This is a genomic window from Trichocoleus sp. ST-U1, from assembly GCF_039961835.1.
In the GTDB taxonomy this organism is placed as follows: Bacteria; Cyanobacteriota; Cyanobacteriia; order Cyanobacteriales; family FACHB-T130; genus FACHB-T130.
Genome location: NZ_JAMPJZ010000042.1, coordinates 1 through 25,547, shown reverse-complemented (window position 1 = coordinate 25,547; position 25,547 = coordinate 1). Strand labels below are relative to the sequence as shown.

17 protein-coding genes and 2 pseudogenes are annotated in these 25,547 nt (G+C 47.8%); 4 read left to right on the top strand and 15 right to left on the bottom strand.

Annotated features, from left to right (window positions below):
- Nucleotides 1-141: 141 nt before the first annotated feature.
- The 6 genes from NDA06_RS15825 to NDA06_RS15800 form a co-directional block, all read right to left on the bottom strand.
- Complete coding sequence (locus NDA06_RS15825; protein WP_348251775.1) at nt 142-6,855, bottom strand: response regulator; 6,714 nt, start codon at nt 6,853-6,855, stop codon at nt 142-144.
- Between the two features lie 229 nt (nt 6,856-7,084).
- Complete coding sequence (locus NDA06_RS15820) at nt 7,085-9,946, bottom strand: methyl-accepting chemotaxis protein (RefSeq protein WP_190986156.1); 2,862 nt, start codon at nt 9,944-9,946, stop codon at nt 7,085-7,087.
- Nucleotides 9,947-10,031: 85 nt separating this feature from the next.
- Entirely contained in the window at nt 10,032-10,562 is a 531-nt protein-coding gene (locus NDA06_RS15815; RefSeq protein WP_190414516.1) for a chemotaxis protein CheW, read from the bottom strand.
- A gap of 111 nt (nt 10,563-10,673) precedes the next feature.
- On the bottom strand, nt 10,674-11,039 hold the full coding sequence (locus NDA06_RS15810) for a response regulator (protein WP_190414517.1): 366 nt from the start codon (nt 11,037-11,039) through the stop codon (nt 10,674-10,676).
- A gap of 74 nt (nt 11,040-11,113) precedes the next feature.
- Nucleotides 11,114-11,290, bottom strand: coding sequence for a hypothetical protein (locus tag NDA06_RS15805; protein WP_348251774.1), 177 nt, complete (start codon nt 11,288-11,290; stop codon nt 11,114-11,116).
- Between the two features lie 33 nt (nt 11,291-11,323).
- Nucleotides 11,324-12,628: a response regulator gene (locus tag NDA06_RS15800; RefSeq protein ID WP_190414519.1), complete on the bottom strand. Its 1,305-nt coding sequence runs from the start codon at nt 12,626-12,628 to the stop codon at nt 11,324-11,326.
- 119 nt (nt 12,629-12,747) lie between these two features.
- Between NDA06_RS15800 and NDA06_RS15795 the strand changes: the two genes are divergently transcribed.
- Complete coding sequence (locus NDA06_RS15795) at nt 12,748-12,930, top strand: hypothetical protein (protein WP_190986157.1); 183 nt, start codon at nt 12,748-12,750, stop codon at nt 12,928-12,930.
- A gap of 290 nt (nt 12,931-13,220) precedes the next feature.
- Complete coding sequence (hmpF, locus tag NDA06_RS15790) at nt 13,221-14,966, top strand: pilus motility taxis protein HmpF (protein WP_190438377.1); 1,746 nt, start codon at nt 13,221-13,223, stop codon at nt 14,964-14,966.
- A gap of 77 nt (nt 14,967-15,043) precedes the next feature.
- Here the strand turns inward: hmpF and tilS are convergent, their stop codons facing one another.
- The 5 genes from tilS to NDA06_RS15765 all read right to left on the bottom strand — a co-directional run bounded on the left by tilS (nt 15,044) and on the right by NDA06_RS15765 (nt 18,332).
- Nucleotides 15,044-16,099 carry a tRNA lysidine(34) synthetase TilS gene (tilS, locus tag NDA06_RS15785; protein WP_190986158.1) on the bottom strand — a complete coding sequence of 352 codons (1,056 nt, stop codon included), beginning with the start codon at nt 16,097-16,099 and terminating at the stop codon, nt 15,044-15,046.
- A complete protein-coding gene (locus NDA06_RS15780; RefSeq protein ID WP_190414523.1) occupies nt 16,099-16,401 on the bottom strand; it encodes a KGK domain-containing protein in 303 nt (100 codons plus the stop codon). Before NDA06_RS15780 ends, tilS begins: the two co-directional genes overlap by 1 nt.
- A gap of 78 nt (nt 16,402-16,479) precedes the next feature.
- Nucleotides 16,480-17,538 carry a glycerate kinase gene (locus NDA06_RS15775; RefSeq protein ID WP_190986159.1) on the bottom strand — a complete coding sequence of 353 codons (1,059 nt, stop codon included), beginning with the start codon at nt 17,536-17,538 and terminating at the stop codon, nt 16,480-16,482.
- On the bottom strand, nt 17,538-17,894 hold the full coding sequence (locus NDA06_RS15770) for a DUF565 domain-containing protein (RefSeq protein WP_190414525.1): 357 nt from the start codon (nt 17,892-17,894) through the stop codon (nt 17,538-17,540). The genes NDA06_RS15775 and NDA06_RS15770 overlap by 1 nt, the downstream gene beginning before the upstream one ends.
- Nucleotides 17,895-18,179: 285 nt before the next feature.
- Nucleotides 18,180-18,332, bottom strand: a complete 153-nt coding sequence (locus NDA06_RS15765; protein WP_190986160.1) for a hypothetical protein — start codon at nt 18,330-18,332, stop codon at nt 18,180-18,182.
- A gap of 169 nt (nt 18,333-18,501) precedes the next feature.
- Between NDA06_RS15765 and NDA06_RS15760 the strand changes: the two are divergent.
- Nucleotides 18,502-19,991 (top strand): annotated as a pseudogene (locus tag NDA06_RS15760) (AAA family ATPase); the annotation flags it as partial.
- Nucleotides 19,992-20,009: 18 nt separating this feature from the next.
- Here the strand turns inward: NDA06_RS15760 and NDA06_RS15755 are convergent.
- From NDA06_RS15755 to NDA06_RS15740, 4 genes are all read right to left on the bottom strand, one after another.
- On the bottom strand, nt 20,010-21,344 hold the full coding sequence (locus tag NDA06_RS15755; protein ID WP_348251772.1) for an IS701 family transposase: 1,335 nt from the start codon (nt 21,342-21,344) through the stop codon (nt 20,010-20,012).
- A 157-nt stretch (nt 21,345-21,501) separates the two neighbouring features.
- Nucleotides 21,502-23,346, bottom strand: a complete 1,845-nt coding sequence (gene ilvD / locus NDA06_RS15750) for a dihydroxy-acid dehydratase (protein WP_348251771.1) — start codon at nt 23,344-23,346, stop codon at nt 21,502-21,504.
- A 593-nt stretch (nt 23,347-23,939) separates the two neighbouring features.
- The gene (locus NDA06_RS15745) at nt 23,940-24,473 is read right to left on the bottom strand and encodes a transposase (RefSeq protein ID WP_190986504.1); all 534 of its coding nucleotides are present in this window, start codon (nt 24,471-24,473) and stop codon (nt 23,940-23,942) included.
- Nucleotides 24,474-24,506: 33 nt separating this feature from the next.
- Nucleotides 24,507-25,100, bottom strand: coding sequence for a transposase (locus tag NDA06_RS15740; RefSeq protein ID WP_348251770.1), 594 nt, complete (start codon nt 25,098-25,100; stop codon nt 24,507-24,509).
- Nucleotides 25,101-25,167: 67 nt separating this feature from the next.
- On the opposite strand from NDA06_RS15740, the pseudogene NDA06_RS15735 reads away from it, so the two are divergent.
- Nucleotides 25,168-25,431 (top strand): annotated as a pseudogene (locus NDA06_RS15735) (IS701 family transposase); the annotation flags it as partial.
- Between the last annotated feature and the right edge of the window lie 116 nt (nt 25,432-25,547).

Below are 25,547 nucleotides of genomic sequence, written 5' to 3'. Positions count from 1 at the left end.
TGTTTCAGGCTGGGTGCCATTGTCTCGCCGGAGCCGGATATCAAAAGGAGCCGGATATCAAAAAAGGTGGACACTTGCCCACCTTACCTACTCTCATCTTCCGTTTTATCTAGAAAGGGCGGGAAAACCCCGCCCCTAGTATTAGGCGTTCGTGTTAATACTCAGCAGCACCTCACCTTTGATCATCCGTTGGGCGGCATCGAGGAGCGCTTCTTCCAGATAAGGCTTGGTAAAGTAGCCTTTCGCTCCCAACTGAGCTGCCATTTGCTGGTGCTTGCTAGCGCCACGAGAAGTTAGCATGGCTACCGGCAGATGGTTGAGGCTGGGGTCTTTCTGAATCCGTGAGAGCAACTCGAGTCCGTCCATGCGAGGCATTTCAATGTCGCAGAAGACAATCTCGCAAGGCAGACCCGACCGAAGTTTATCCCAAGCTTCCTGACCGTCACGGGCTTGTTCCACTCGGTATCCTGCCTTGTTAAAGGTCATGGAGAGAAGTTCGCGCACCGTAATTGAGTCATCTACAATCAAGACCATCGGATCGGTCTTCACTGCTGGAGCCTCCACAGGAAGGGAAACACCCGCCTTATCCCACAGAGAAACGTTACGGTCTTTGCCAATCCGACCCGTCGCCAAGTCAATCAGCTCTAGAACGTCAGCAATGGGCATGATCCGACCATCCCCTAAGACAGTAGCACCTGCGACGCCTAGGGGCTTGGGCACAGGGCCTTCCAGTTGCTTAATCACAATTTCTTGTTCTCCCAGCACCTGATCTACTTGGACGGCGATAAAATTGCCAGCACTGCGTAGCACGACAACCGAAATCATGTCATCTTCCCTGTTTCCACCATAAACGGTGCCTCGACTGAGGTGACGCTGGTAGGTCAGTAGTTCCTCTAGAGGTTGGAAGGGCATGAGAGAGTCGCGCCAAGAGATACAGGTCTCACCTTCTGAGTTCGTTTGAATGCGGTCTTGGGGCACATCCAACATATCTTCCACCCCATCCATCGGGAAGGCAATGCGAGCTTTGTCACTCAGGCAACAAAGTGCTTTGCAAATACTTAAGGTAAGGGGCAGACGAACGGTAAAGGTAGTGCCCTTGCCTAGGGTGGAGTCTGTTGTGATTACACCGCGAATTTCGTTCAAACTGGTGCAAACCACATCCATCCCGACGCCGCGACCTGAGAAGTCATCGGCTTTGTCTTTGGTACTAAAACCAGGATGGAAGAGCAGATCGTAGACTTCCAGACGGGTCATGGACTTGGCTTCAGATGCGGTAATCAGCCCTTTTTCGACTGCCTTTGCCTTTACCCGTTCTGAATCAATGCCTGCGCCATCATCCGAGACGGAGATAACGGTTTGGTTGCCTTGATGGAAGGCTCGGATGGTAATCCGACCTACGGGAGGCTTTCCGGCGGCTATACGCACTTCTGGCGGTTCAATGCCGTGAGTGATGGCATTGTTCACCAGGTGCGTCATCGGGTCGTAGAGGTGTTCCAGGATCACTTTATCGATCAAGGTTTCCCGACCCTCAATCTGTAGCTCGGCTTGTTTGCCGCACTTGAGAGAAATCTCGCGGACGGCACGGGGCAAGCGGTCGGCAGTTTGGGCAAAAGGCACCATGCGCGATCGCGTCAATCCCTCTTGCAACTGAGTCGTCACCTGCCGCAGCATCCGGGCGACTTGGTCGGTTTCATCAACGAGGAATTCAATGTCAGCCGCCGACTCTCGGACGCGGACAATTAGCTCAATGATTTCTTGGGAAAGGCTGTGGAAAGGCGTAAACAGATCGAGTTCCAATTCACCCAAACCAAAACGGCTGTTGGCGGGAGCCTCCTGCGCTGCCGACGTATGGTCAGGTCGGGCGTTGAACCGATTGCTTTGACGACTGGCGAGTAGAGAGCTTTCTAGGAGCGATCGCTCATACCGATCCTGCATCCTCGCTCCCACGTCACTGAGTTGCTGTACCTGGTGCAGCAAGTTATCTAGAAATTGTCGCAGGCGTTCTTGATCCTGTTCCAAAGTGTTCCGGTTCACCACTAATTCCCCCACCAGGTTGCTGAGGTTGTCTAAGTGCTTAACCGGCACCCGCATGGTCTGTTCAAACACTTTAACCGGACGGGGACGATTAACCGGGCGAACTTGGCCTGGGCTTGTTTTCACGCTACGTGGCCCACCCATCGTCTCCTCAGCCTGTCCCAACAGTTCCTCCAAATCCCCGAATCCATCGTCTAGGGCGTCTGCGGATGTAGCTGTTTCAGCTATCGGCTTCGTAGGAGAACGTTGCGATTGAGCGAATTGAGGAACAAGCTGAGGTTCATCATCCCCCAAGAGAGCTTCCAAGTCAGCAAACTCATTCATGTCTTCTGCATCAAAAGCCGCTGGGACGGATTCCTCTTCACCTAGCAGTGCTTCCAACTCGTCAAACTCATCGTTACTTGCCAAGTTAGATGCTGGTTCTGCGAACACTTCCTCACCCAACATTGCCTCTAATTCGTCAAACTCATCGTTTTCCACTAATGAGATGGCTAAGTCTTGGTCTTGTTCTCCAACTGTCTCTAGCAAAGACAACTCATCTAAAACAGCAGCCTCTGAAGGATTTGCAATCTCTTGTTGTTCTGTCACTAAGTCCCAGAGATCGTCAACTTCCTTCAACTCATCTGCGTCAGACGCTTGGTTTTCTGAAGGAATTTCTCCAATTAACAGATTCTCTTCAAAATCCAATCCATCCCCAAACTCTACTGGTTCGCTACCTAAGAGATCCTCTAACTCGGAAGCTGCCTCTTGAGACACCGCTGCTGAGTCGATTCCCCACTCGGCATCGTCCATGTCGCTGCTAAATAGGTCTAAATCTGCTAATTCCAGCGCTTCTGGAGTCGATGCAGATGATGCTTCTTCTCCAAACATCGCTTCCAGATTCTCTGACTCCACTGGCACCGCAGCTAAGTCGATTCCCCACTCAGCTTCCGTATCGTTACTGCCAAATAGGTCTAGGTCTGAATCTGCTAATTCCAGCGCTTCTGGAGTTGGTGCTTCTTGTTCCCCAAACATCGCTTCCAGATTCTCTGACTCCACCGGCACCGCGGCTAAGTCGATTCCCCACTCAGCTTCCGTTTCGCTGCTAAATAGGTCTGAATCTGCTAATTCCAGCGCTTCTGGAGTCGGTGCAGATGATGCTTCTTCTCCAAACATTGCTTCCAAATTGTCTGACTCCACCGGCACCGCCGCCAAGTCGATTCCCCACTCAGCATCGTCCATGTCGCTGCCAAATAGGTCTGAATCTGCTAATTCCAGCGCTTCTGGAGTTGGTGCAGGTGCTTCTCCAAACATTGCTTCCAGATTCTCTGGGGCTTCCGCAGGCAACGAGGAATCTAAGAGATCCTCATCAAGCTCGAAAGCTGCGTCGACAGGTACTGCTGCTGAGTCGATTCCCCACTCAGCGTCGAATTCAGTAGCTAACAGATTTTCTTCATTCAAATCCAGCGCATCCAGCGCATCGGTACTGGAAGATGGCTCATCGCCTAACATTGTTTCTAGATTTTCTGCGGCATCCAGAGATCCTTGAGATGTTTCCTCTGACGGCAGTTCTAAAAACGCATCGGTTGTAGCGAAGAAATCATCGGAGGCGTCTGCCGAAACAAGGGACTCTTCCTGACTAGTATCAAACAAACTGGATAACGGCTCGCCTAGGCTAGCATCAAAAGCATTTGTATTTCCATCGGATAGGTTCATGCTGGCAAAGTCTAGAGAACTATCCCACTCAGTCGTTGCAGTTGCTTCTGGCTCTGCCTCAAAGAAGTTATCTAATGCGTCAAGTTGGGGCACTTCATGGCTTTCCCCATTCATGTCAAGAGATTCATCTAAAGATGCGAATTCTGTTGTTTCTAGCTCTGCTGCTTGCGACCCAAAGAAATCACCTAACTCATCTACCGAGACAGTTTCGGTAAGATTAGGAACAGAGTTTAGCGCCCCATTCGCATCTGCATCTTCTTGTAGCGCTAGGTTCTCGATCTCGCTACCAGTGCTTTCCGCTTCACTTTCCCCATCCAGGCTAAAGGGACTGGTTTGTGGATTGTCCAACTCCAACAAGTCCAGTGCTTCTTCGTTCCTTGCGTCTGAGGCGCTTGTATCCAGTGCAAATGCATCTGGAGACGCCCAATTGCTGGGAATATCTAAATCGTCTAAAGCTGAGAATGGCTCTTCAACCAAAGTTTCATTGAACTCCAGTTGGTTTTCCCAATCTTCTAGGTCTTCTCGTGCCGTTCCTGGCATTTGAGCTGCTGTTACTTCTGAGAAGCCCGCGGGTTGGATTGTCTCGTCCCACGCCAAGTCTGTTGCTGACCAATCCTCTAGGAAAGCTCTGTCAACGCTGCTTGTACTGGCATCGATATCTTCCACACCTGGTATGGCAGGCCAATTAAAGTCGAGGTTAACATCTCCTACCGCATCCGCTTCGATTTCGGGTGCGATCGCCTCTGACTCAAAAGGAGTTCCTATCGCTGCACTCAAGTCCAAAAGGTCGTTTGCCTCGTTTCTTGGCATCGTTTCTTCAAGCCACAGATCTGTGTTGTCATCCAACATCAGTTCCTCGAGAACATCGCCATTGTCTGCTCTGGCGTGTGGGGTTTCAAACAGATCCAAGTTGCTAAAGTCAGGTTCTTCTTCCCAACCTGCTGCCGTTAAATCAACTTCATCTTCCAACAGGCTACCCATCTCCAAATCGCCTGTCAAAGCTGTACTCGTACTCTGCTCATCTTCAAACACAAAATCTGGCAAATCGTTACCAGTCGTGGCGATTGGCTCGGCGGCAGAAACACTATCGAGTACCTGCAAATCCTCGCTCGACCAATCTGTAGTCCAGTCCGACCCTTCTATAGACATGATCGATGGAGTTTCTAACTCTTCTGAAACTTCCTGGTTGCTGTTCTCGGCTGCTTCGCCAAACAGCGTTCCTGTTGTCATCAATTCCCAGTCTGACGACTCCTGACTCGCTGCTGCCTCGATCGAGTCATTTTCGTTAGTATCTATACCCGCAGCACCGAACAGATCTTCATCCGAATCCGACTCTAACGCTTCAGATTCTGTCGCCAAGAGTGCCAAGTCCAAATTCTCAGAGGTAAGAATGCCTAATAAATCTTCATCTGTAGCAGCCGCAAGCGACTCGCTTAAAGGGTTGGTATTCTCCTGTTGCTCAAAGCCTTCATCTTCTAAGAAACTGTCACTCCAGAGATTGGCTAAATTCTCTGATGGGGTTGCTTCTGAAGCTGCGCTTGGGGCATCTGCCGCAAACAGCAGGTCAGAAAAATCATCTTCATCTCCATTTCCATCTGACACGCTACCTGCGAACAATTGTGCGGCATCTTCCCGTTCACTTTCGGCTGAAGGCGTTTCGCCTTCCTCTACTAAGTCTTCTCCAAATCCAAATAAAGTTAAATCATCTTCCTCGGTTGCTGGAGTGGCAGATTTTCCTAACCCATCTGTATCACCACCCAGTAAGTCAGAAAAGTCGTTTTCTTGTTCAAGATTCAACCATTCCTGACGCTCTGTGCCCATATTCTCTGCCCCATCGCCAATGACTTGTTCTTCTTGCCAGGTTTCATCCAGATCCGGGGCTTCCCCTTCAAACAAATCAGCAAGGCTATTGAGTTCTGCCATGCCGACTTCCGGCCCGTTGGGATCGGCTGGATGATTGGCAGATTCCTTACTCCGACCTGATTTGATACTCGGTTGAGAGAACGTTGTATCTGAATTCGCAGAGGTGAGGGAGGGTTCTTTCAACCCAGCCCCCGATTCACCAGATCCAAACCGTTCTTCTTGGATAAACGTCTCTGAGTAGTTGAAACGGTCGGTTGCTTTTGGTCGGCTTTGACGAGTTCCGGCTTCTGCTGGGGTCATAGAATGCTGCGATTGTACAGACGCAATTCGGGTCTGTAAATCGGCAGTTGTTGCTCCAGCTAGTTCTTGGGCTGAATAGATGAGCGAGGGTTCGGCATCCAGTTGCTCCAAAAGCGATGGAGTGGCGGAGGATGGTAGGAGTGCATTGAGCTGGGAACTCGGCTCAATTGAGCTAGCGCGACCTGCTAGCACCAGCTCTTGGGCTTGTTTAATTTCTTTAATAACGACCGTAGCCAGAGTGCGATAGGAATTTTCTGGATTTGCGATCGCGCTTGCCGAAGCCTGAATCAGTTCTGACCACTTCGGGCATTCATATTGTTCGCCCATCCGTTCCAAAGAGCCGCAGATTTCCTGAAGCTGTTGTCTGCACCTGGGTTGGTCGGTTTGTTTAAATAGCTGCAACATTTCGCGCAGCTGGTTGAGTACGTCGCTTTGAAAGCGTTTTTGGGCTTGCCCATCTCGAAGGTAGCCGCCTGCCGCCGTTGCCGCCCCTGTCTCTTGAGCGCCGCTAGCCGCCTCTAAGGAGACATTCCCGCCAGCCCCATTCACTAGGAATGCCATATGCTGGTTCAGTTCCTCAAATACCGGCTCGACGCCTGACATGATACCGTTAGCAATCTCCTCAGTTAAACCAAATGGGCCGCTGAGTTGTTCTATCAGTTCCTTGAGGGTATCGGAAACCTTCAAAAAGAGGGACTCTAGTTTTTGGTCAATCTTCACCGGACACTCTTTGAGGACTTTGAAGCAGTCTTCTAAGCGGTGGGAGGTTCTCTGAATACTGTTGATTCCCAGCATTGCCGCCCCGCCTTTGACCGAATGGGCGGCGCGGAAAACTTCATTCACCATTTCAGAATCTTCAATGGTGCTTTGCAGATTCACCAATCCCTGTTCAATGGTATTGAGGTGGTCTTTCGCCTCCTCAATGAAGTAGCCCATGATTCGCTGTTGTTGCTCCGGCTGCATAGCAGTATCCTTCGAGAGTGCTGAGTGCTATTGACGCCCATACGGCGGCTTCCCGTAGGGAGTGCTGAGTAGGAGAAAGAAGATTTTTTCTCCACTAGATTGCTTTTAATGTACCCAATCTATACAGAATCGACATCATTGATTTTTGCTCGATTTGTAGAAACCCCATTTATCGCGTTTCCAGGGTAATTTTCAGTCGTTTTTGCCCCACAATTTCTGATTTCTCAATTTATTTCCCTTCAGTAGCTTCGATGCGGAAGCGTTCGACGGAAGTTAGCAGGTCTCGTGCCACTCCGACCAAGTTTTGCAGCGCAGTGGATACCCGTTGCGCTTCCTGAGAAGTTTCTTGCGCGGTCAGTTCCACCGATTGCATCACCTGGGCAACAGCAGAAGAAGTTTCTGTCTGTTCCACGGTGTCAGCAGTAATCGAGCGAACCAGGGCGTCGATCCGATTTGACACCTGAATGATGTCTTCCAAACTCCGCTTCGCCTGTTCTGCCCGCTTCGTTCCATCAATTACCTGTTGAGTACCTTCCTCCATTGCCATCATCACCGAACCCGTTTCGCTCTGGATTTGTAGCACAATCTGTTCAATTTCCTTCAAAGCTTTCGCAGCTCGGTCTGCAAGTTGTCGCACTTCATCTGCCACCACAGCAAAGCCCCGACCCGCCTCACCGGCGCGTGCTGCTTCAATACTTGCATTGAGTGCTAGGAGGTTGGTTCGGGAAGCGATCCCTGAAATTAACGCGACAATCTTAGAAATTTCCTGAGAAGATTCAGCAAGGCGCTTGACTTTTCGAGTCGTTTCTGCAACGGTTTCCCGAATTTGCAGAATTCCTGCCACCGTTCGTTCTACGGATTCACCACCCTTCAAGGCTGTGGCAGAGGCGGCGCGGGCGACTTCTTCTGCTTCTCTCGCATTTTCAGCAACCCGCTGAATCGAGCCAGTCATCACCTGAACCGAGTTGAGAGTCACCGCCAGCTCTTCTGCCTGTCGCAGCGCATCGGAAGACAAACCGCGAGCAAATACTTCACTGTCAGTCGCTCCTCTACTGACTTGTCGAGCCGCCATCTTCACCTGTTGAACGATTTCCCGCAGGTTTTGAATGGTCAGGTTAAAGGAGTCGGCAACGGCTCCCAAAACGTCTGCGGTGACTTCTGCCTGCACGGTCAGATCCCCACGGGCAGCACCTTCTACATCATCCAGCAGTCGAATCACTTGACGTTGCAAGTCTTCTTTTGCTTGTTCTTGCTCTTCAGCTTTGCGTTGAGCTTCGGATGTAGTGGTCAGGATGACGCGAGCCATTTGGTTGAACCCAGCGGCAAGGGAACCGAATTCGTCTTCCGAGTAAACGGTTGCCTGGGCATTAAAGTTGCCACCAGAGACAGACTCAAACTGGGCTTGGAGGTCTTCGGTGGTTTTTTTGATTTGCCGAGTCGTGATTCGTCCTAAAGCCAGGGTAGTCCCAAAGGTGGCGGCACCCGCTGCCAGACTCATCACCCAGCTGGTGTTACGGAGATGGGAGATTGTAGTGTTTTTACTGTCTTGGGGAGCAGCACTCGCGGAGATGAAGCTGACAAGTGCAACGACAACGGCGGAGACAATTCCGGCAGCGGCGGCAGAGATCAGCGGCTTTTTACTCAGAGGGGCGTTTTCAAAGGCAGCTAAAGGGCCTTGTTCAATGGTGACATTTGGCTCTGCTTTGGAGCCTTCTGGAGTAAAGGAAATCGTTCCGGGGCTTTGTTCGGAGGTTCCGGTGATGCTGAATTCATCATCGTGAACGCCCAAGCTTGAACTTCCGGAGGATTCGGTAAAAGTTCGCGTCTCTACTTTCCGCTTGGAATCTCCAGATGCCCGTCTTGAAGAGGTTCCCAAGTCGGAAATTCCTGCGGAGAATCCTTGGCTATTGCCTTCTGAATGAGACAGATCGAAATCCGGAATGCTCCCTAAATCGTCTCCAAAATCACCAAATTCGTCTAAGAAGTCGCTGCTACTTTCATTGAGCCGGTTGCGCTGTTGATTTTCTGAGGAAAACGAGTCATAGCCAATGGCATCGTCAAAGGCTTCAAAATCAAATTGGTCATTTCGGGTATTCCCGTTTTGATCGGAATGGGCGACATAAGTAGCATCGTCTTCGTAGGGATGAGTCTCAAACGGGCGGTGACGGGATCTAGTGGGATCGTTGCTACTGGTATAAGGTTCGGTATCGCCTAAGGCATCCTGACTGTCATATCCGAAACTTTCCTCCTCTGTTCTTCTAGATTCCAGCTCTCCGGATCTCATTAACAGTGTTTCGTCTTCCAGAGGAAAGTAATTGAAATTGGGTTCTTCTAAAGTGTCTGAAGAATTGGGAATTTCAAATGTCGAATTGTCATTCTCGAAGTTGCCCGATGGCATTTGAAATTCACGATCCGCCGTTTGATCGAAGTCAGTAAAGGCGTCGAGCGGAAATGCCTCTGCATCAAAATCTGTATTGGTTGCGGGCGATCCAGTCTCGTCATCCAGAGAACTGGGCGACCATGATTGTGCAAAGGGGTCGTGATAGGCTTCTGGTGTTTGTGCTGTTGCACTATCTGTATAGTCCGAGCTGACAAACGGATTCGCCGCTGAGTAAGACTCTATATCCTGAAAATCTCCGGAGTCGAAATCATCTAGAGAAGAGATGTCCTGAGTTGCCATCTCTGGTTCTTCTAGGGATGGCCATGCTGCGTTGGCTTCTGGAATCGCATAATCATCATGGTTGAGTGCAAATTCGTCTGGTTCCAACTCGCCACCAACGGGATCGGAAGTTGCACCAACCGATTCGGAGTAGTTTTGGCAAGAGAGGGCGTATTCTATTCCGTTGTTGGCACAATCGATAAACTCTTGGTCGTCGGTGAGCTGAGGCACCAACTCGTATTGTTCTTGCGCGATCGCGTACTGCTGTAATCCATAACAGTAAATATGACCCCGTAGAATCCGAGCATTTGGGTCATTGGGAAAATTTTCGACTAACCGATCGATGATGGCCGCTGCCTCTTCGTAGTTGCCCAGCGTGTAGGCTGAAAATGCGTGTTGATATTCTTGTGTGTAATCTGTACTTGATTTCATTTGCTTCCCCCAAAACAAGTAAAAATTAAAAATTAAAAATTAAAAAATTCATTTTGCCTTTTTACTTTTTAATTTTTAATTGATTTCATGCTGCCCATCGCGCTGAGCGAACAATTGCGACTTGGTCTAATAGTCGGAGAAACTGATTTTTCTCTTTGTCTAATAACCACTCACCCTTAAGAAAAGGTGCCATACTGTCTGGAACGTTAGTAAGCATCTGTACCTGATCGATATCGAGCCAGTCCATGCCGACAATACGCTCAACGGCTAAGCCTAACATGGTGTCCTGGTCTTCAACGGCAATCACTGGAATCTCAGGTTTGTCTGTGTTCAGGGCAGATGAATCCCCTAAAAACTGCCCGAGGTCTGCGACCCAAATCACTTGCCCGCGCCAGTTCAGCGTTCCTAACAGGAGGGGAGAAGCGTTGGGAATTGGAGTAATCCTGTCTGGTGATGGAGAAACCACTTCACGGATTCCACTGGCTCCTAGGGCAAATTCGTTACCGGATGGAACGTAAAACCGCAGGTGTAATTCACCTTCAGGACTCTCCAGTTCCTGAAATCCGGGTGAGTGATCTTGACCGCTGCCTGTTAAAAAGTCCGGATTGCCGACCATTCTATCTCCTTAGCTGTTAACTGTTAGCTGTTAGCTTTTGTTACTTCTCGAAACCTAAAAGCTACTAGAACTTTGGAGGTTAGTAGTTTTGGGCTAATGGCTAATGGCTTGTTAGCCTCGTAGCAGCTGTTTGACCGTCCCTATTAGCTCGGTTGGCTGAAAGGGTTTGGCTATATAAGCGTCTGCACCTTGTTTCATCCCCCAGTAGCGGTCAAATTCTTCTCCTTTCGACGAACACATTACCACAGGAACATTCTGGGTTTTTGGGTCGGCTTTGAGCCGACGACATACCTCATAACCGTTCATTCGGGGCATGACAATATCCAATACCACTAAGTCGGGACAAGACTTGAGAATTTGTTCCAAGGCTTCGACACCATCAGTGGCAATCGTTACGGTTAACCCACTTCCCTTGAGGAGGTCTGAGATCATTGCCCGTTGTGCGGGACTGTCTTCTACAACCAGAACTACACTCATAACTCCCTACCTACCTGTCTGCCGGTTCAAACATGAACGCTCATAAGCCACGATTGGTTCACCCCTCAACCATGTCATGACTTAAGTATCCCATCTAACTTTAGACTCCTGTACGGGCGCTGTTTACGAGATGTCTCCCCTGCTTTGGAGAGTCGCTGGTAAACGATTGCCCCCACGACTTGCTTAGTATCTGTAGTCGGTAGCCCGTCGTTGATAGTCCCTAGTCCATAGTCTATTCCTAATTTCATCATTGAATGAAGCCCCGCCTCATCGGTGGGGCAATTTTACCCGACTCGTACATCTGTTTCTTCTATCTCTCGATTTAACTCTGTAGGGTCTAAAGGTTCTGATATCGTTGATTCCTTTTCACCAGGGCCAATATATCTCTCTAGTAGCATTAATAACTCACTTTCTCCAAAAGGCTTGGTTAGGTAGTCGGTTGCGCCTACCATCCTGGCTCTGACCCGATCGATAAATCCATCTTTGCCAGTCAGCATGATGATGGGGGTCTGTCGAAAAGCGGTTGATTTCCGGAGCATGGCACAAATCTCATAGCCTTCGAGGTCGGGCATTGCAATATCACAAAGAATCAAGTCGGGTTTGAGTTGGAAGACGAGACTGAGTGCTTTGAGAGGATTGCTAATCGCGGTTGCCTCATAACCTTGTGGTTTTAGGATATATTCGACGGTTTTACCGATGGCAACGTCATCATCGATACAGACAACGCGAGGAATTTTGTTGGCTGGGGTCGAATCGGATTCTATGCTAATTCCGACTCGGCGACTGGCTGCTGTTTCGTCGCTGGTGCAACTTTGCAGTTGTACCCAACCTTGTTGTACATAGGGATAAATTGCTCTTGCCACGGTTAAAATTTCACGATTCAGATATCGGGCTAGCTGCCGTAGGGAGGTTTTTCCATCTAGCTGGCGATCTAGGGTTTTAAAAGCATTTTCTGGCAGGGCAGCGCGTAAAGAAACTGCATCGGCAATGACTGGGCAGTGATTGGGAGATTGAATGTGGGGATGAAATTGTTTCCACTCCTGCACCTGCTTCATGATCTTGGCGACGAGGGGGGCAATTTCTAGGGTGGTAAGTTGCGGTGCTAGCGCTGGGCCAATGTCGAAGATGAAGGAGCCTTGATGAAGGCTGAGGAGGTCGAATAAGGTTTCATGCACCATACTGCGGATGATGCTGCGCCCTTGAGCGGGGGTCAAAATATGATTTTCCAACAGTGCCCACAAGTAGCCGTATTCGGGCGCATTAATCGCATCAATTAAGGGGACTTCCAGAGTTTTGAGGGAGGTTTCGGCTCGATAACGGCGTAGGTAGTCGCGCAAACGCAACAAACTGCCGGTTCCATCGCTAGCATAGGCGATTTGTCCATTGAGGAAGAAGACAAACCAGAACGGCCCTGGTTCTTTGAGTTTTGCGTCTCGGTAGGGGATGCTGGTACGTCGCGCCCCTACATGCTCACCCGTTCCTTGAACGGGTGAGCTGTATGCCTCCACGAATAATTCGCCTGTTCGCTGACCTAATTCGATCAGTTGCAGGATGCTGCGTATATCAATTTCATTTAACGTTCCCTGCATGTAATGAAAATGCGCTCCTAATAACCGTTTGAATCTGAGTTAATGTTGCATTTGTCAAGTTTTCCGCGGTGCCTGCTATAAAAATCTTTACAATTAGGTAGTTTTTCTTTGAGTAAAGGATGGAGCCAGATAATACAGTACCAGGGAAAGAGATTCTGGCGAAGGCACAATCTTTACTGACAAAAGTCAAACCCATGCAAGTTATTTGTCTGGTTGCTTTTGCCTGGGTTCAGTTAGCAATGGAACTAGCCGAGAATTGTCTGTGGCAGGATTGCCTAGGATTCAAGTTAAATATTAAATAAGAAAGAAATCGAAACATATTTAGTTTAATTTAAGACTTGACGTGGCTGCCAACACGGGCTAAATTACGGAGTCTTCAGGGAGAAACTGACCAAAAGGCGATCGCGTTTTAGATCGGGGTGTGAATTCAAAGGTGGAAGCGCCTCGTGGGTCGGCACTTCCACAACAAGGTCTGAAAAGGTTAGGATCGTTCTGGTTATGAAGCCTGGGCGAGAATTATGGCGGCATGGCTCTGGTGGGACCAGAGATCGGTCAACAAGCGGGCACAAGATACATCAAGAGGACCATCAGCGTGCTGTATCTAGCAGAAGTACAAAAAAAGAGTGGCGGTGTTTTTGGTGGTGGCAAGGCCGAACTAAAACTGCTGGCTTGTCAGCAGAATGACCAGAGTTGGCGTGCTGCGTCTGATGAAGTGATTCCCGCTCCTGAAGAAGCCAATAATTTTAATGGTGGCGTCTTGGTGCTGGTTGAGCTAAGCGGGAATCGGCAAGTGCAGCGTCCGCCGACAGAGGCGGGGCGTCAGTTGGTGAATATCTTGCAGAATTTCTCTCGCCAACTGGAAAAGTCGAAAACTCAGGAAGAAGAAATTGAACAGTGGAAGCAGTCGCTGACTTATCAGAGTCAGGAGCTAAACCGGCGCGAAATGGAAATGGAAGCGCGGGTGGAACAACTGCAACAGTTGGAGGAAGACTTTGAACGGTTGGAGGCGCAACGTCAAGAAATTGACAGTTCGCGGGAGGAAATTGAGCGACTGCGGGAAGAGTGCGATCGCAACCGCATCGAGATGGAGGGAGCGTGGGAACACTTGCGGGGCGAGCAGCGCCGCTTGGAGGAACGACAGGCGGAGTTCCAACAGGGAACGGTATTAGATGAGGAGCAAGGTCAAAAGATTCGGGAATTACTAGATCGTTTAGCTTCGGCGATCGCTCCTACGGAAGCAGTGCGAGAACAACTGAATCTGGCTTTTGAAATTGTCAACGGGCAGCAGGGAACCCTAGATCAGCACTGGCAAAATCTGGAGCAACAACGCAACAATGCCCAACAGAAGCAAGCGGAAGTAGACCAGCAAACTCAAGAACTGCAAAGGCGCACGGAGGAGTTAAAGCAGGCTCAAGAGGCTCTGGAAAAAGTGCGTTTAGAGCGGATGGTGCTTCAAAACTCCCTGGAGATCAAGCAGGAGTATGCTCAGATGCAAAGTCTCCAGTTGCGAAATCAGGAGGAGCTGTACGAGCAACTTCACCGTCTGGCAACAACTTCAACGGGTGTCAAAATTAGCCAAAAGGTCGATCTGGAAGCGCTGGAGAAAATGCCCCTAGGCGAGCTGCAAGAAACCGTGCAAAATCTTCAGCAAGATTTGGAAAAAGTGATGCGCTTTGTCAATGACCAAGAAGAAGAGTTGACCTTGCAGCGTCAAACGGTTGAGGAATTGCAGACGAAGATCGAGCAAGCCAGCGAGTATGACCGCCTCAGTTTGGAAAATGAGCTAGCAGAGGAGCAGGATTGCTACCAAATGCTGGATGAAACGCTGGTGGGTCAACGCATCTACCTGCGGGAGCGAGAAGAAGTTTTAAATCAACACTTGCGGGTGCTGCGGCGACGGCAAGGGATTGTGGACAATGAAGGGCAGGACAATCAAAAGATTGACTTGGGTCCGGTTCTGAGTCAGTTGGAAGGACAACGACAACAACAGGCAGAGGAACTACAAAAACTGGAAAGCCAGATTGAGCAGGTGCGGATGAGCATTCAGCAAGCTCAAGGCATGATTGACCATCAAGCTGGCGAACAGGAGCAAGAGCGTCAGCAGATTAAGCAGCTAGAGCAGAAATTGCAGGAAATGAGGGCGGCGGCGGCGGAACTCGTGGGCAAGGTAAATACCTATCAGGAAACGCTACAGCCAATGCAGGATCGCTTGAATGAGATGCGGCAGAAGTTGGAGGCAATCGTGGGGACGTTGGCTCAGGTTCAGGAAACGGGTGACTATCAGCTGCAATCAATTACTGAGATGCGGCAAGTTCTCCTCACCTTGATCGGTGGTTAGTTGAATGCGGCATGAGAATTAAAAATTAAGAATCCAAAATTAAAAATGAGTCGTTCTGAATTTTTAATTTTGGATTTTTAATTTTTAATTGAAATCCAAACTCCATCTACTTGTGCGATCGCGCCCCCAGGAAAGGGATCGGTTTGAGAGCGGTTGGGGGCTGTAATTAAGGCAGTCAGTTTTTCGATTTGCTCGAAGCTGGGGGCGATGGGTAGAACTGAGGCGAGGAAGTGCCGCATGACGCGACGTTGCAGGGCTAGGGGGGCTTGACGCAATACGAAACGATTGAGTCTTTTGTTAGTGTTGAGTGCTGTAGAGCCGTCTCCCTGCCCATGCTGAGAGATAAGTGGCGAGTCTTCGTTTTCTAGGGCTTGTTGCAGCAGCTTCTGAGCGGCTTCTTCAAGATATTGCACATCTGCCCGTAAAAGTTCCGCTGTCTTCGCCAGTGTTTGCTCAACTTGGGGGTTGAAGTGAGTTTGTAAGTATGGCAGTAACTCCTGGCGGATACGGTTACGGGCATACTTGAAATCTTGATTCGTAGAATCTTCCCAAACGGGAATCTGAAATTCTTGGCAAAATTGAGCGGTTTGTGCCCTAGTAACTTCTAGAAGAGGGCGCACCAGTTGCAGTGTTGGATGCAGTGTTGGAGTCAGCGGACGCTGCCAGGTTAGGGCTTGTAATCCATCGGCACCACTGCCGCGCATCAGGTTATAAAGGAGGGTTTCGGCGCGATCGCTCGCTGTATGACCTGTGACAATGTATGGGAAGTTGTTGGTTTGGGCGATCGCACTCAAGGCTTGATAACGCCACTGCCGCGCCGCTGCCTCTGAGGTGATAGATGGCGTTTCTGGGGCGGTTTCCAAGTAATAGGAGACTTGCCAGGTTCTCGCCAACTGTTCCACATGGTTGGCATTTGCTTGGGAATCCGGACGCCAGCGGTGATCGCAGTGAGCAATTCCTAGATGCCATCCCCACTTTGGCTGCAAATCTAGCAGTAATTTGATTAAGCAGAGAGAATCTTGTCCCCCGGAGACTGCAACTAATAGGGGCTGGTTTCGCGGTAAGAGATGGCGATCGCGTAAAATTCGATGCAATTGGGCATGGAGAGGCGTCCAAGGGGGAAGATTAGGCATTAGCTATCATCTTCTTTGAGTTGCTGACGAATATCCTCTAGTGGTGATTCTGGCTCATCCGGGCAAAATTCTAGAGTTACTCTAACCTTTCCTTGTTTCCAGTTAGCACCGGGTCTTAGAACCTTGCAATCTATACCCTCACTAAACCACTTTATTTGCTCACCAGTTGCTCCTACCTGAGCCTGCATCCGGTTAATGAATTCACCCACTTGGAAAGTGGAGTGATTAATTAAAAGTCTCTGAGTATTTGTATTAACACACAAAACATTGTCCGCTTCTATCCGCTCGAATCCATTATTCATGTGAATCTCCAGTTCCAGCACTTGTTCTAGATTTTTTCAGAAGTAGCCGCGAGTTTACTTGTTAGGCTGCTATTGGTTTTAATCAGTGCGATCGCTCGGTCGATAAACGTCACCGGGGGAGTGGTCGGGATTAATCTCAATCACCAAGTCTACCGTCCTAGGATTTCTCGTCAGCGGTTTGATAAATAACTCTGGGTGGAGCGATTTCCAGAAATACTTGACAAATTCATCAATTTCCGAATCTGTCATGCCAGATTTACCAGCAGCAATCATGTCGTGTTCTGCCTGCCGTCGCCACTGCACAGACAGACGATAATCAACGGGATACAGCATCATCAGCCGATCTAACCGTTCCCACAAAGGTAAATAGTCCTGCAATCGGGTATTCATATCGCGGGCAAACGTTCGCTCAGCGGCGGTTAGAATCGGCGGTGGCGCGTTGTCAAAGGCAGCAGGGTCAATGGGACGGACGCCGACAAACCACCCTTCAAACAGGATGATATCGATGTCTTGGACAATTTCTGGCTGCGTCCTATCACCGGCACCTTCCCAGGCAGATTTATCAAAGCGAGGGACTGGAATCGGTTGCCCGGATGGCTGACGCAGACAGTCCAAAACGTCTAAACCCAATTGAATATCGTGGGTTCCGGGTGGCCCGCGCCAGATTAAGCGGGGGTCTTGCTTTCTTAAGGCAAGGCGATCGCGATAGGTTTTGTAGAGGTCATCTAGAGACAGGCTGAGTGTCGAGTTCCCTAGGTGTTTGAGAATTAAGGTAAGGACGGCTCCCAGAGTCGTTTTGCCAGTTCCCTGTCCCCCTAAAATTCCCTGGATGAGGGGGCGTCCTAACTGTTGCCGATCCTGCGCTAGTTTTGTGGCTAGGGGAAGCCAGAGGTTCCACAGCGTTTCTAAACTGAGGGATAGGAACTGCGGGCTAAGGACTGAGGAAAGATGGGGATAGATTAAGAGGAACAAATGCGATCGCTTGCGGATGACTTCCTCCACATTGGCGGGTGCGATCCCAAAAGCTTTCGCCCGGAAGTCATCTGCTAGCGCCTGTGCTGCCAAATGTTCCAACTGTGCTGAAGTCGGCGTTTTTCTAGCGATCCAATCGTTAAAAATTTGGCGAAGAGAGTCCATCACGAACCAAGTTTAAAGGCTTCAATAAATAAACTGTAAGTCAGACCAATTTTCAGCGCATTCAACATTTCTGTCACTAATAAGCGGTTGGGAACGCCTTCACCTGTTGGCACAACTCGCCGGTTTCTGCCGTAAACGAACCGATTCACGGTTTCGGTGAAAAAAATTAAAAATCCAGCGGCAATCACATCCCAGTTAGCGGTTTGTCCCGCTGTTGTGGGAATAGCGGTTCCTAGAAACACGCCCACTAATAGGCTCATCACCACCAGCGATATCCGTCGCCAGGGATTGCGAAACCATCGCCTCAGCTGTTGGCTGACAACATCAAAGAGATTGTTGAGACGAGTCCTTTGCATCGTTGAGGCTGACTCCGAAGTAATGTCCTGCTTTCCAAAAGCTTTTTTTAATTATCTAATGCTCCTACCACTTCCTTGATTGGGAAGTTTTATAAAGCTGGAGGCGGCGCTAAGCGCGATCGCCGCCTTAATAAAGATTTGTGTTTGTAATATAGAGATTTATTTAGAATCAAAAATTTTCTTAAAAGTAAGGGCATTCTCAATACAGATGAGATGATGTGTCCGTGCCTTCTCCTATGCCAACCAGCATACAGATAGCCCTGGCAACGGTAATCAGGAGACAACTTAGGATTGGAGCGATCGCGCTGCGGCAATGGGGTAGCGATCGCTCCATTTTACATATTCAGCATAGGTTTGCACTTCCTCCAAATCATTTTCTACATTTTCTAATTGTGAGGAACTTATAAAACGCAACAACCAAAACTCAACAACTCTCATACGCTCTATGAGATTTAAAGATTGAATTAAAAATTTATAGAAAAAAGTATCAATTCAACCTGTGTTAATTTCGCGATAACTTATCCTAGATCAATTCCTCTAAGCAAGCCTCCTCTCCTAGCATCTATCAACATCACACGCCAATACTATACTTATTAAACTTCCGAAAATGAGCATCAACCTAACGGGTTATCAGCTTTCCACTTTACCTCTTCATGAAGGAGCTAAAACAGTTATTTATCAGGGGACTAGAGAGGCTGAACTAATCTCTGTAAGTGTAAAAGCCCTTAAAGCCGAATATCCCACTCTTGAAGAAATTTCTCGATTGAGACATGAGTATAAAATTTTACTCCCTTTGGATATAGAAGGGGTTGTTAAATCACTGGCATTAGAAAACTATAACAACGGTCTAGCGTTAGTATTAGAATATTTTGACGGAGAATCTCTAGAAAAGTTATCAAATCTCCCCTGAAAACTGATTTAAACCAGTTTCTTCCGATTGCTATTCAGCTAGCAGATACCCTTGCCGCCTTGCATCAAAACCAGATTATTCATAAAGATATTAAACCACACAATATCCTAATGAATTCTAAAACTGGTCAAGTTAAGATTATAGATTTCAGCATTTCATCGCGTCTTTCTAGAGAAACTCAGACACAAGGTAATCCCACTTTACTAGAAGGCACCCTTGCCTATATGTCGCCCGAACAAACAGGCAGAATGAATCGGTCGATTGACTACCGTACCGACTTTTACTCGCTAGGCGTCACCTTTTATCAAATGCTGACGGGAAATTTACCTTTCTCTTCTACTGACCCGCTGGAACTCGTTCATTTTCACATTGCTAAACAACCTGCTTCTCCTGACCAAATCAATCCAAATATCCCGGCATCAATTTCAGCGATTGTAATGAAATTATTAGCTAAAAACGCTGAAGATCGATATCAAAGCGCCCAAGGATTAAAGGTAGATTTAGAGGAATGCCTCGTTCAACTGCAAAGAAATGGCAAAATTGAAGATTTTCTTCCAGGTCAGCGAGATAAATCTGGGCAATTGCTCATCCCTCAAAAACTGTATGGTCGTGAAACTGAAGTAACTACCCTAATGGATGCCTTTGACCGAGTCAGTGCTGGAACTACTGAGATGATGCTAGTTTCGGGTTATTCAGGTATTGGTAAATCTTGCTTGGTTCAAGAAGTTCATAAACCCGTTGTGCGTCAGCACGGATATTTTATTGCGGGTAAGTTTGACCAGTTTAAGCGAAATATTCCTTATGCTGCTCTGATTCAAGCTTTGCAAGAATTAATCCGGCAACTATTAACAGAAAGTCAGGAACAGATAGTTTTTTGGAAAGAAAAGCTAGAAAATGCTTTGGGATCGCAAGGTAAGATTGTTATTGATGTTATACCCGAAGTCGAACTAATTACTGGAGTTCAGCCAGAAGTTCCACAACTAGAACCCAGTGAATCTCAAAATCGCTTCAACCGGGTGTTTCAACAGTTTATTCATGTCTTTACAAAGCCAGAACATCCGCTGGTTATTTTCCTGGATGACTTACAGTGGGTAGATTCAGCTTCTTTAAAATTCATCGAACTACTGATGACTGACCCCAACAGTCAATATCTGTTAATGATTGGAGCCTATCGAGATAATGAAGTTATCGCTGCTTCTGTCACTCTAGGCAGCAGAAAATAGGGAATCTTGCATTTGTAGGGGGATAGGAACTGCACCGTGAAAGTAATTCATAAGCGCAATCAAGCGTGAAAATCCCAAAGATAGAGCCGGGATTGGAAAGACTTTGAGCCAAGGTCGAATCAGGTTAAATAGGGCAAAGGGTTGCAGGATTAAACGAAGATTATTTAACAAATTCTTCCAACCCGTTTCTTCATTCCACCAAGGATGCAGGGAAAACTTTTTAACTACAACTGAAGGGGGATTATCCTCCTGAAAATTGGGTTGAGGATAGAGTGAATCTGAGTGTAGGCTCACTAACAGATAAGCACTCATTACTATCTCCCACCATTTCTGAATCTGAGCATAACTCGTCACCCGAAAATCCGCCCAACCCAGTTCATTCTTACTTTGCTTTAAGCCATATTCTACCCAATTTCGTAACCCGTAGAGATTACCTACTTGATGATATTTTATTTCGGCAACATGCGTCATTACATACCAAGTTGAGTTTTTTGGTAACGTTTTGGGGTCAGTTGTAATTTCCCAAAACTGAGTGGCACGACGCTTGCCAAAAATAATCTCACGGATATATCTCTGCTGGGTCGTTCCGTCTGAAAATATTCGCTCAAATTCCCGCCAGCGATTGCAGCGCACCCTTTGCTCTTTAGGCAGCAAGACGGCGTGATTGCTGCGAATAGCGACAACAAATGGCAGCTTTAACTCGTACAACACATCAATGAAGTTACTGCCACTTTCCCCATATAAGCTATCGGCAAGCACGAGTTTAAACCGGAAACCTAACGCTTGTAATTCTCTTATTATCTGAGCTGCAATCTCTGGCTTACTTAAATATTTATCTCCGTCTTGAAGGCGTTCTTTTGGCTTGTAGACTTCAAAGGTTAGCGGGAAGGTAATTTTGTCAATTACTCCATAAGCTGTGACCGCTACAATTCCATTCTCAATTTTGCCTAAGTTGCCGATGTACTGTCGTTTCACATAATCCGTATCATTCCCTTTCTTTCGGTCACCTGTTTCATCAATAATTAGACTAATTTCCCTTCCTCCTAGAACTTGTAAAATTAGCTTTAATCTTTGCTGTCTCAACTGTTCTACTTTCCAGGGTGAGGTAGTGAGAAAGTGATGCAGCGACTGCTCCTGATCTAGTCCCACCACTTTGGCTATCGCTGGTAATGATTTCCTCTTGATGTCCGAAATCATCCCAATATGCAAATGTTTAAAAGCTTCAAAGCTTCTCACTTCTGGAAATAGGGATTGATACCATTGGCAGTAATCATCCACAAATTTCACGGTGGCTTGGGCTGGACGTGGTTCTGTCATAGGTAAATTCTGGCTTTGAACCGTTTTAGCCTATTATCCTCTCCCTAAAGTGACAAAAGAGCGTTATGGTGTAGGGGGGAGGTAAGATAAACTTTACCTCCCTTACCAGTGACCTATTGCAAGAGACACAACCCCGTTTTTGTGTCTGCGTATTTCTCTACTCCAGCATTTCCAGGTTTCGTACCGCGCCTTGATCCGCGCTAGTCGCCAGCAGTGCATAAGCCTTGAGCGCTGCACTTACCCGACGCTGCCTCTGCTGTGCAGGCTTCCAGGCATCTTTGCCCTTCGCTTCCATTGCCACACGACGGTTGGCTAATTCCTCCGCCGATAGCTCCACATTGATGCGGCGATTGGGGATGTCGATTTGGATCGGATCGCCACTCTGAACCAGCGCAATGTTCCCGCCCGCCGCCGCCTCTGGAGAGGCATGACCAATCGACAGACCCGAAGTCCCGCCAGAAAAGCGACCATCGGTCAATAATGCACAAACCTTGCCCAGTCCCTTAGATTTAAGGTAACTGGTCGGATAGAGCATTTCCTGCATCCCAGGCCCACCACGTGGGCCTTCGTAGCGAATGATTACCACATCGCCCGGTTCCACCTCATCGTTGAGAATTCCTTTGACAGCAGCATCCTGGCTTTCATAAATACGCGCCTTGCCTTCAAACACATGAATGCTTTCGTCTACGCCTGCCGTCTTCACAATACAACCGCGCTCAGCCAGATTGCCGTATAGCACAGCAAGTCCACCCTCGGTGCTGAAGGCGTTTTCGACGCGGCGGATACAGCCGTTTTCTCGGTCTTGGTCGAGTGAGGACCAGCGGGTTGATTGACTGAACGCTTGCTGAGTTGGAATCCCCGCAGGGCCGGCCTTGAAGAAGGTGTGGACGGCTTCGTCATTGGTACGCATGACATCCCAATGATCGAGCGCTTCTTTGAGCGTCTTACTATGGACTGTCGGCAAGTTTGTGTGGAGCAGTCCGGCACGATCTAGCTCACCGAGAATAGCAGGGATACCACCCGCCCGGTGGACATCCTCAATATGATACTGAGGTGTGTTAGGTGCTACCTTGCAGAGTTGCGGCACCTGGCGCGAGAGACGATCAATGTCGGTCAAGGTGAAATTGACGCCGGCTTCATGAGCAGCAGCCAGCAAGTGCAGAATGGTATTGGTAGAACCGCCCATCGCGATATCCAGCATCATGGCATTCTCGAACGCTTTGAAACTGGCAATGGAGCGGGGCAACACCGATTCATCGTCCTGCTCGTAGTAACGGCGGGTAATGTTGACAATGGTTCGCGCGGCGTTGAGAAACAGATCCTTACGGTCGAAATGGGTCGCTAGCACAGTCCCATTGCCAGGTAAGGAAAGACCAATCGCCTCCGTGAGACAGTTCATAGAGTTGGCGGTGAACATACCAGAGCAAGAGCCACAGGTCGGGCAGGCGGAACGCTCATATTCTTCAACCACCTCATCGCTGATACGGTCGTTCGCGGCAGCCACCATCGCGTCCACTAGGTCTAGTTTATATTCCGAGAGCTTGGTCTTGCCAGCTTCCATAGGCCCGCCGGAGACGAATACTGTAGGTATGTTGAGACGCAGGGCTGCCATCAACATACCGGGGGTGATTTTGTCACAATTGGAAATGCAGACTAGGGCATCGGCACAATGGGCGTTGACCATGTACTCAACCGAATCGGCGATGATTTCGCGCGAGGGCAGACTGTAGAGCATTCCGTCATGGCCCATAGCGATGCCATCATCCACGGCGATGGTGTTGAATTCTTTGGCAACACCACCGGCGGCTTCAATCTCACGGCACACCAGTTGTCCCAGATCCTTCAAGTGAACGTGACCAGGTACGAATTGGGTAAAGGAGTTAGCAACTGCAATGATTGGCTTCTCAAAATCCTCAGTGTGCATTCCGGTGGCACGCCAGAGCGCACGGGCACCGGCCATATTGCGTCCCTGGGTGGAGGTTCTGGAGCGATAGATCGGCATGACGCATCCTATTCGTCTAAGGGTTCTTAATAGTCTAGACTTTATGGTTACGTCGCGAAAACTTCTTAGTGACACACGCTTTGTGTCAGTCTTGTTGCCTTAAGCGATAAGTCCAAAGTGCTGTTGTCCCAAGAGAACCTTTATCGCTACAACATAGGAAAGAAGAGAAGTATATCGATTTAAAATTTTAACGAGATTAAATTTGATGACACGCCAAATAATTTGTTATTCGACAGCAGTTTGAGAGCTTGTGAGACTGATAATGGTAATAATACGGCTTAAAAGACAGCAGCATTAAAGATTCCGCTCGCTTGGGAAAGGTGCTTCAATCTGTCTCACAAACAGTAGATATTGTGACATTGCAGCACAGTTGTTATCCCTCTTTTGTTACTAGGGAGAGAGGATAATCAGGAAGAGATTCAACTAGCAATAGGGAAACTGACAGGAGAAGCGCGAAAATCATTCATGAGGTGAATTAATTTCAAAAAGCAACGTTTCATCCCAGGAATGTTAAATACTTGTAGCCAAGGTCGAATCAAACAGTAGAAGATATAAGGTTGAATAATTAATCTCAGGTTATTCAATGAACTCTTCTAGGTCGTACCAGACTCCCAATCAGGATGTTGACTATGTTGAGAAATATTGGAGTCGCTTGAGTCTGGCACTAATGATGTAGATGTTGGGCTTGATTGGGGTGAAAATTGAAATGAAGCAGCTTGAATGCTGACTAAAAGATAGGCGCTAAAAACGATTTCCCACCACCGTTCAATACTTTCATAGTCAGTCAGTCTAAAATCCGCCCAGCCTAGTTCATTTTTAACTTGCTTAAAACCATATTCAATCCAGTTTCGTAAACTATATAGCTCAGCTACATTCGGTGACAAATCAATTGAGAAATTAGTCATGATGTACCAACTTTCCTCTCCGGTTGGATCGGGAGTATTCGTCTTACTAATTTGGTAATATCTCCGGCGGTGACGTTTGCCAAAAATAATTTCTCTCAGGTAACGAGTTTCGGCTGGGCGGTGCGAAAGCCTTTGCTGATAAGCTTTCCATCGGTTATAACGTTTTCGGCTCCCGGGCGGCATCAACACTCCATGATTGGAGCGAATTGCGACGATAAACATTATTTGTAACTTTTCTATGCAGCTAATTACATCTCAACTTTCTCCGTAGAGACTATCTGCTAAAACTAACTTGATTTTAAATCCCCATTCTTTCAACTCTTGAATCATATCTATTGCTATTTGGGGTTTGGTTTTATATTTATCTCCTGGTTTCAGGCGGTTTTTTGGTTTAAATATTTGAAAGATCAATGGATAAGTAATTCCATCTACTACCCCATAGGCGTTTGCTGACACTATTCCATTTTCGGTTTTACCTAAATTCCCAATATATTGACGAGTTACATATTCTGTGGCTTTTCCCTTTTTTTTATCCCCGGTTTCGTCCACACATAAAATTATTTCTCTTTCCCCAATCAATATCTTTGTAAACTCCAGCCTCATTTCTCTTGATTTTTTTGTATCCCACAGTGCATCTCTTAAAAAATGATGTAATGATTGACTGGATTTTAGCCCTACTGTTTTCGCTATTTTGGGCAAGGATTTTTGGGGGATTTCTGATAGCATCCCTAAGTGTAAATACTTGAATGCTTCAAAATGCCTGACATCCTCAAATATTGAATAATAGTGTTGACAATAGTTATCGATGAAGCCGACTGTATTTACTGCTTCTCTACGTGGCGTAACCATTGCTGTTACTTACTGTTTCTGGTTTTCTTCCTGATTATCCTCTCCCCCTAGTAACAAAAGAGGGTTGATGCCGAGTGCATATCAACGCGATAGCTTGCAAGCGTTGCTGGGACTGTTTTTACAAGCCTAAAAACATCCACTTCCAGAGAATTGTCAAGTCAAATCAGCCAGCGCTTTAAGTCGATTTCTGAACGAGTACCCCAGGTCAACTCGTCAGATGATTCGACAGGTACGGCAAGCAGTTTTAGATCAATTGCTATCGTATCGACCGCAAGGGCGAAGACCATGTTTACAGGTGATTATTGACTTAACCAGTTTGCAGAAACGAGGTAACGGTATTTAAACAAAAATTCAGAAACAATAAAGATATAATCCTGACATGGCAAGTATTCCACGTTAAAGATTGAGCCATGAAAGAGACAACTCCTGCCGCCATGCCTGCTTGTT

What these genes read in the sequence shown, in the direction of transcription:
- NDA06_RS15825 (WP_348251775.1), bottom strand. Translation starts at nt 6,855, where the DNA reads ATGCAGCCGGAGCAACAACAGCGAATCATGGGCTACTTCATTGAGGAG.
- NDA06_RS15820 (WP_190986156.1), bottom strand. Translation starts at nt 9,946, where the DNA reads ATGAAATCAAGTACAGATTACACACAAGAATATCAACACGCATTTTCA.
- NDA06_RS15815 (WP_190414516.1), bottom strand. Translation starts at nt 10,562, where the DNA reads ATGGTCGGCAATCCGGACTTTTTAACAGGCAGCGGTCAAGATCACTCA.
- NDA06_RS15810 (WP_190414517.1), bottom strand. Translation starts at nt 11,039, where the DNA reads ATGAGTGTAGTTCTGGTTGTAGAAGACAGTCCCGCACAACGGGCAATG.
- NDA06_RS15805 (WP_348251774.1), bottom strand. Translation starts at nt 11,290, where the DNA reads ATGATGAAATTAGGAATAGACTATGGACTAGGGACTATCAACGACGGG.
- NDA06_RS15800 (WP_190414519.1), bottom strand. Translation starts at nt 12,628, where the DNA reads ATGCAGGGAACGTTAAATGAAATTGATATACGCAGCATCCTGCAACTG.
- NDA06_RS15795 (WP_190986157.1), top strand. Translation starts at nt 12,748, where the DNA reads ATGGAGCCAGATAATACAGTACCAGGGAAAGAGATTCTGGCGAAGGCA.
- tilS (WP_190986158.1), bottom strand. Translation starts at nt 16,099, where the DNA reads ATGCCTAATCTTCCCCCTTGGACGCCTCTCCATGCCCAATTGCATCGA.
- NDA06_RS15780 (WP_190414523.1), bottom strand. Translation starts at nt 16,401, where the DNA reads ATGAATAATGGATTCGAGCGGATAGAAGCGGACAATGTTTTGTGTGTT.
- NDA06_RS15775 (WP_190986159.1), bottom strand. Translation starts at nt 17,538, where the DNA reads ATGGACTCTCTTCGCCAAATTTTTAACGATTGGATCGCTAGAAAAACG.
- NDA06_RS15770 (WP_190414525.1), bottom strand. Translation starts at nt 17,894, where the DNA reads ATGCAAAGGACTCGTCTCAACAATCTCTTTGATGTTGTCAGCCAACAG.
- NDA06_RS15765 (WP_190986160.1), bottom strand. Translation starts at nt 18,332, where the DNA reads ATGAGAGTTGTTGAGTTTTGGTTGTTGCGTTTTATAAGTTCCTCACAA.
- NDA06_RS15755 (WP_348251772.1), bottom strand. Translation starts at nt 21,344, where the DNA reads ATGACAGAACCACGTCCAGCCCAAGCCACCGTGAAATTTGTGGATGAT.
- ilvD (WP_348251771.1), bottom strand. Translation starts at nt 23,346, where the DNA reads ATGCCGATCTATCGCTCCAGAACCTCCACCCAGGGACGCAATATGGCC.
- NDA06_RS15745 (WP_190986504.1), bottom strand. Translation starts at nt 24,473, where the DNA reads ATGTTTATCGTCGCAATTCGCTCCAATCATGGAGTGTTGATGCCGCCC.
- NDA06_RS15740 (WP_348251770.1), bottom strand. Translation starts at nt 25,100, where the DNA reads ATGGTTACGCCACGTAGAGAAGCAGTAAATACAGTCGGCTTCATCGAT.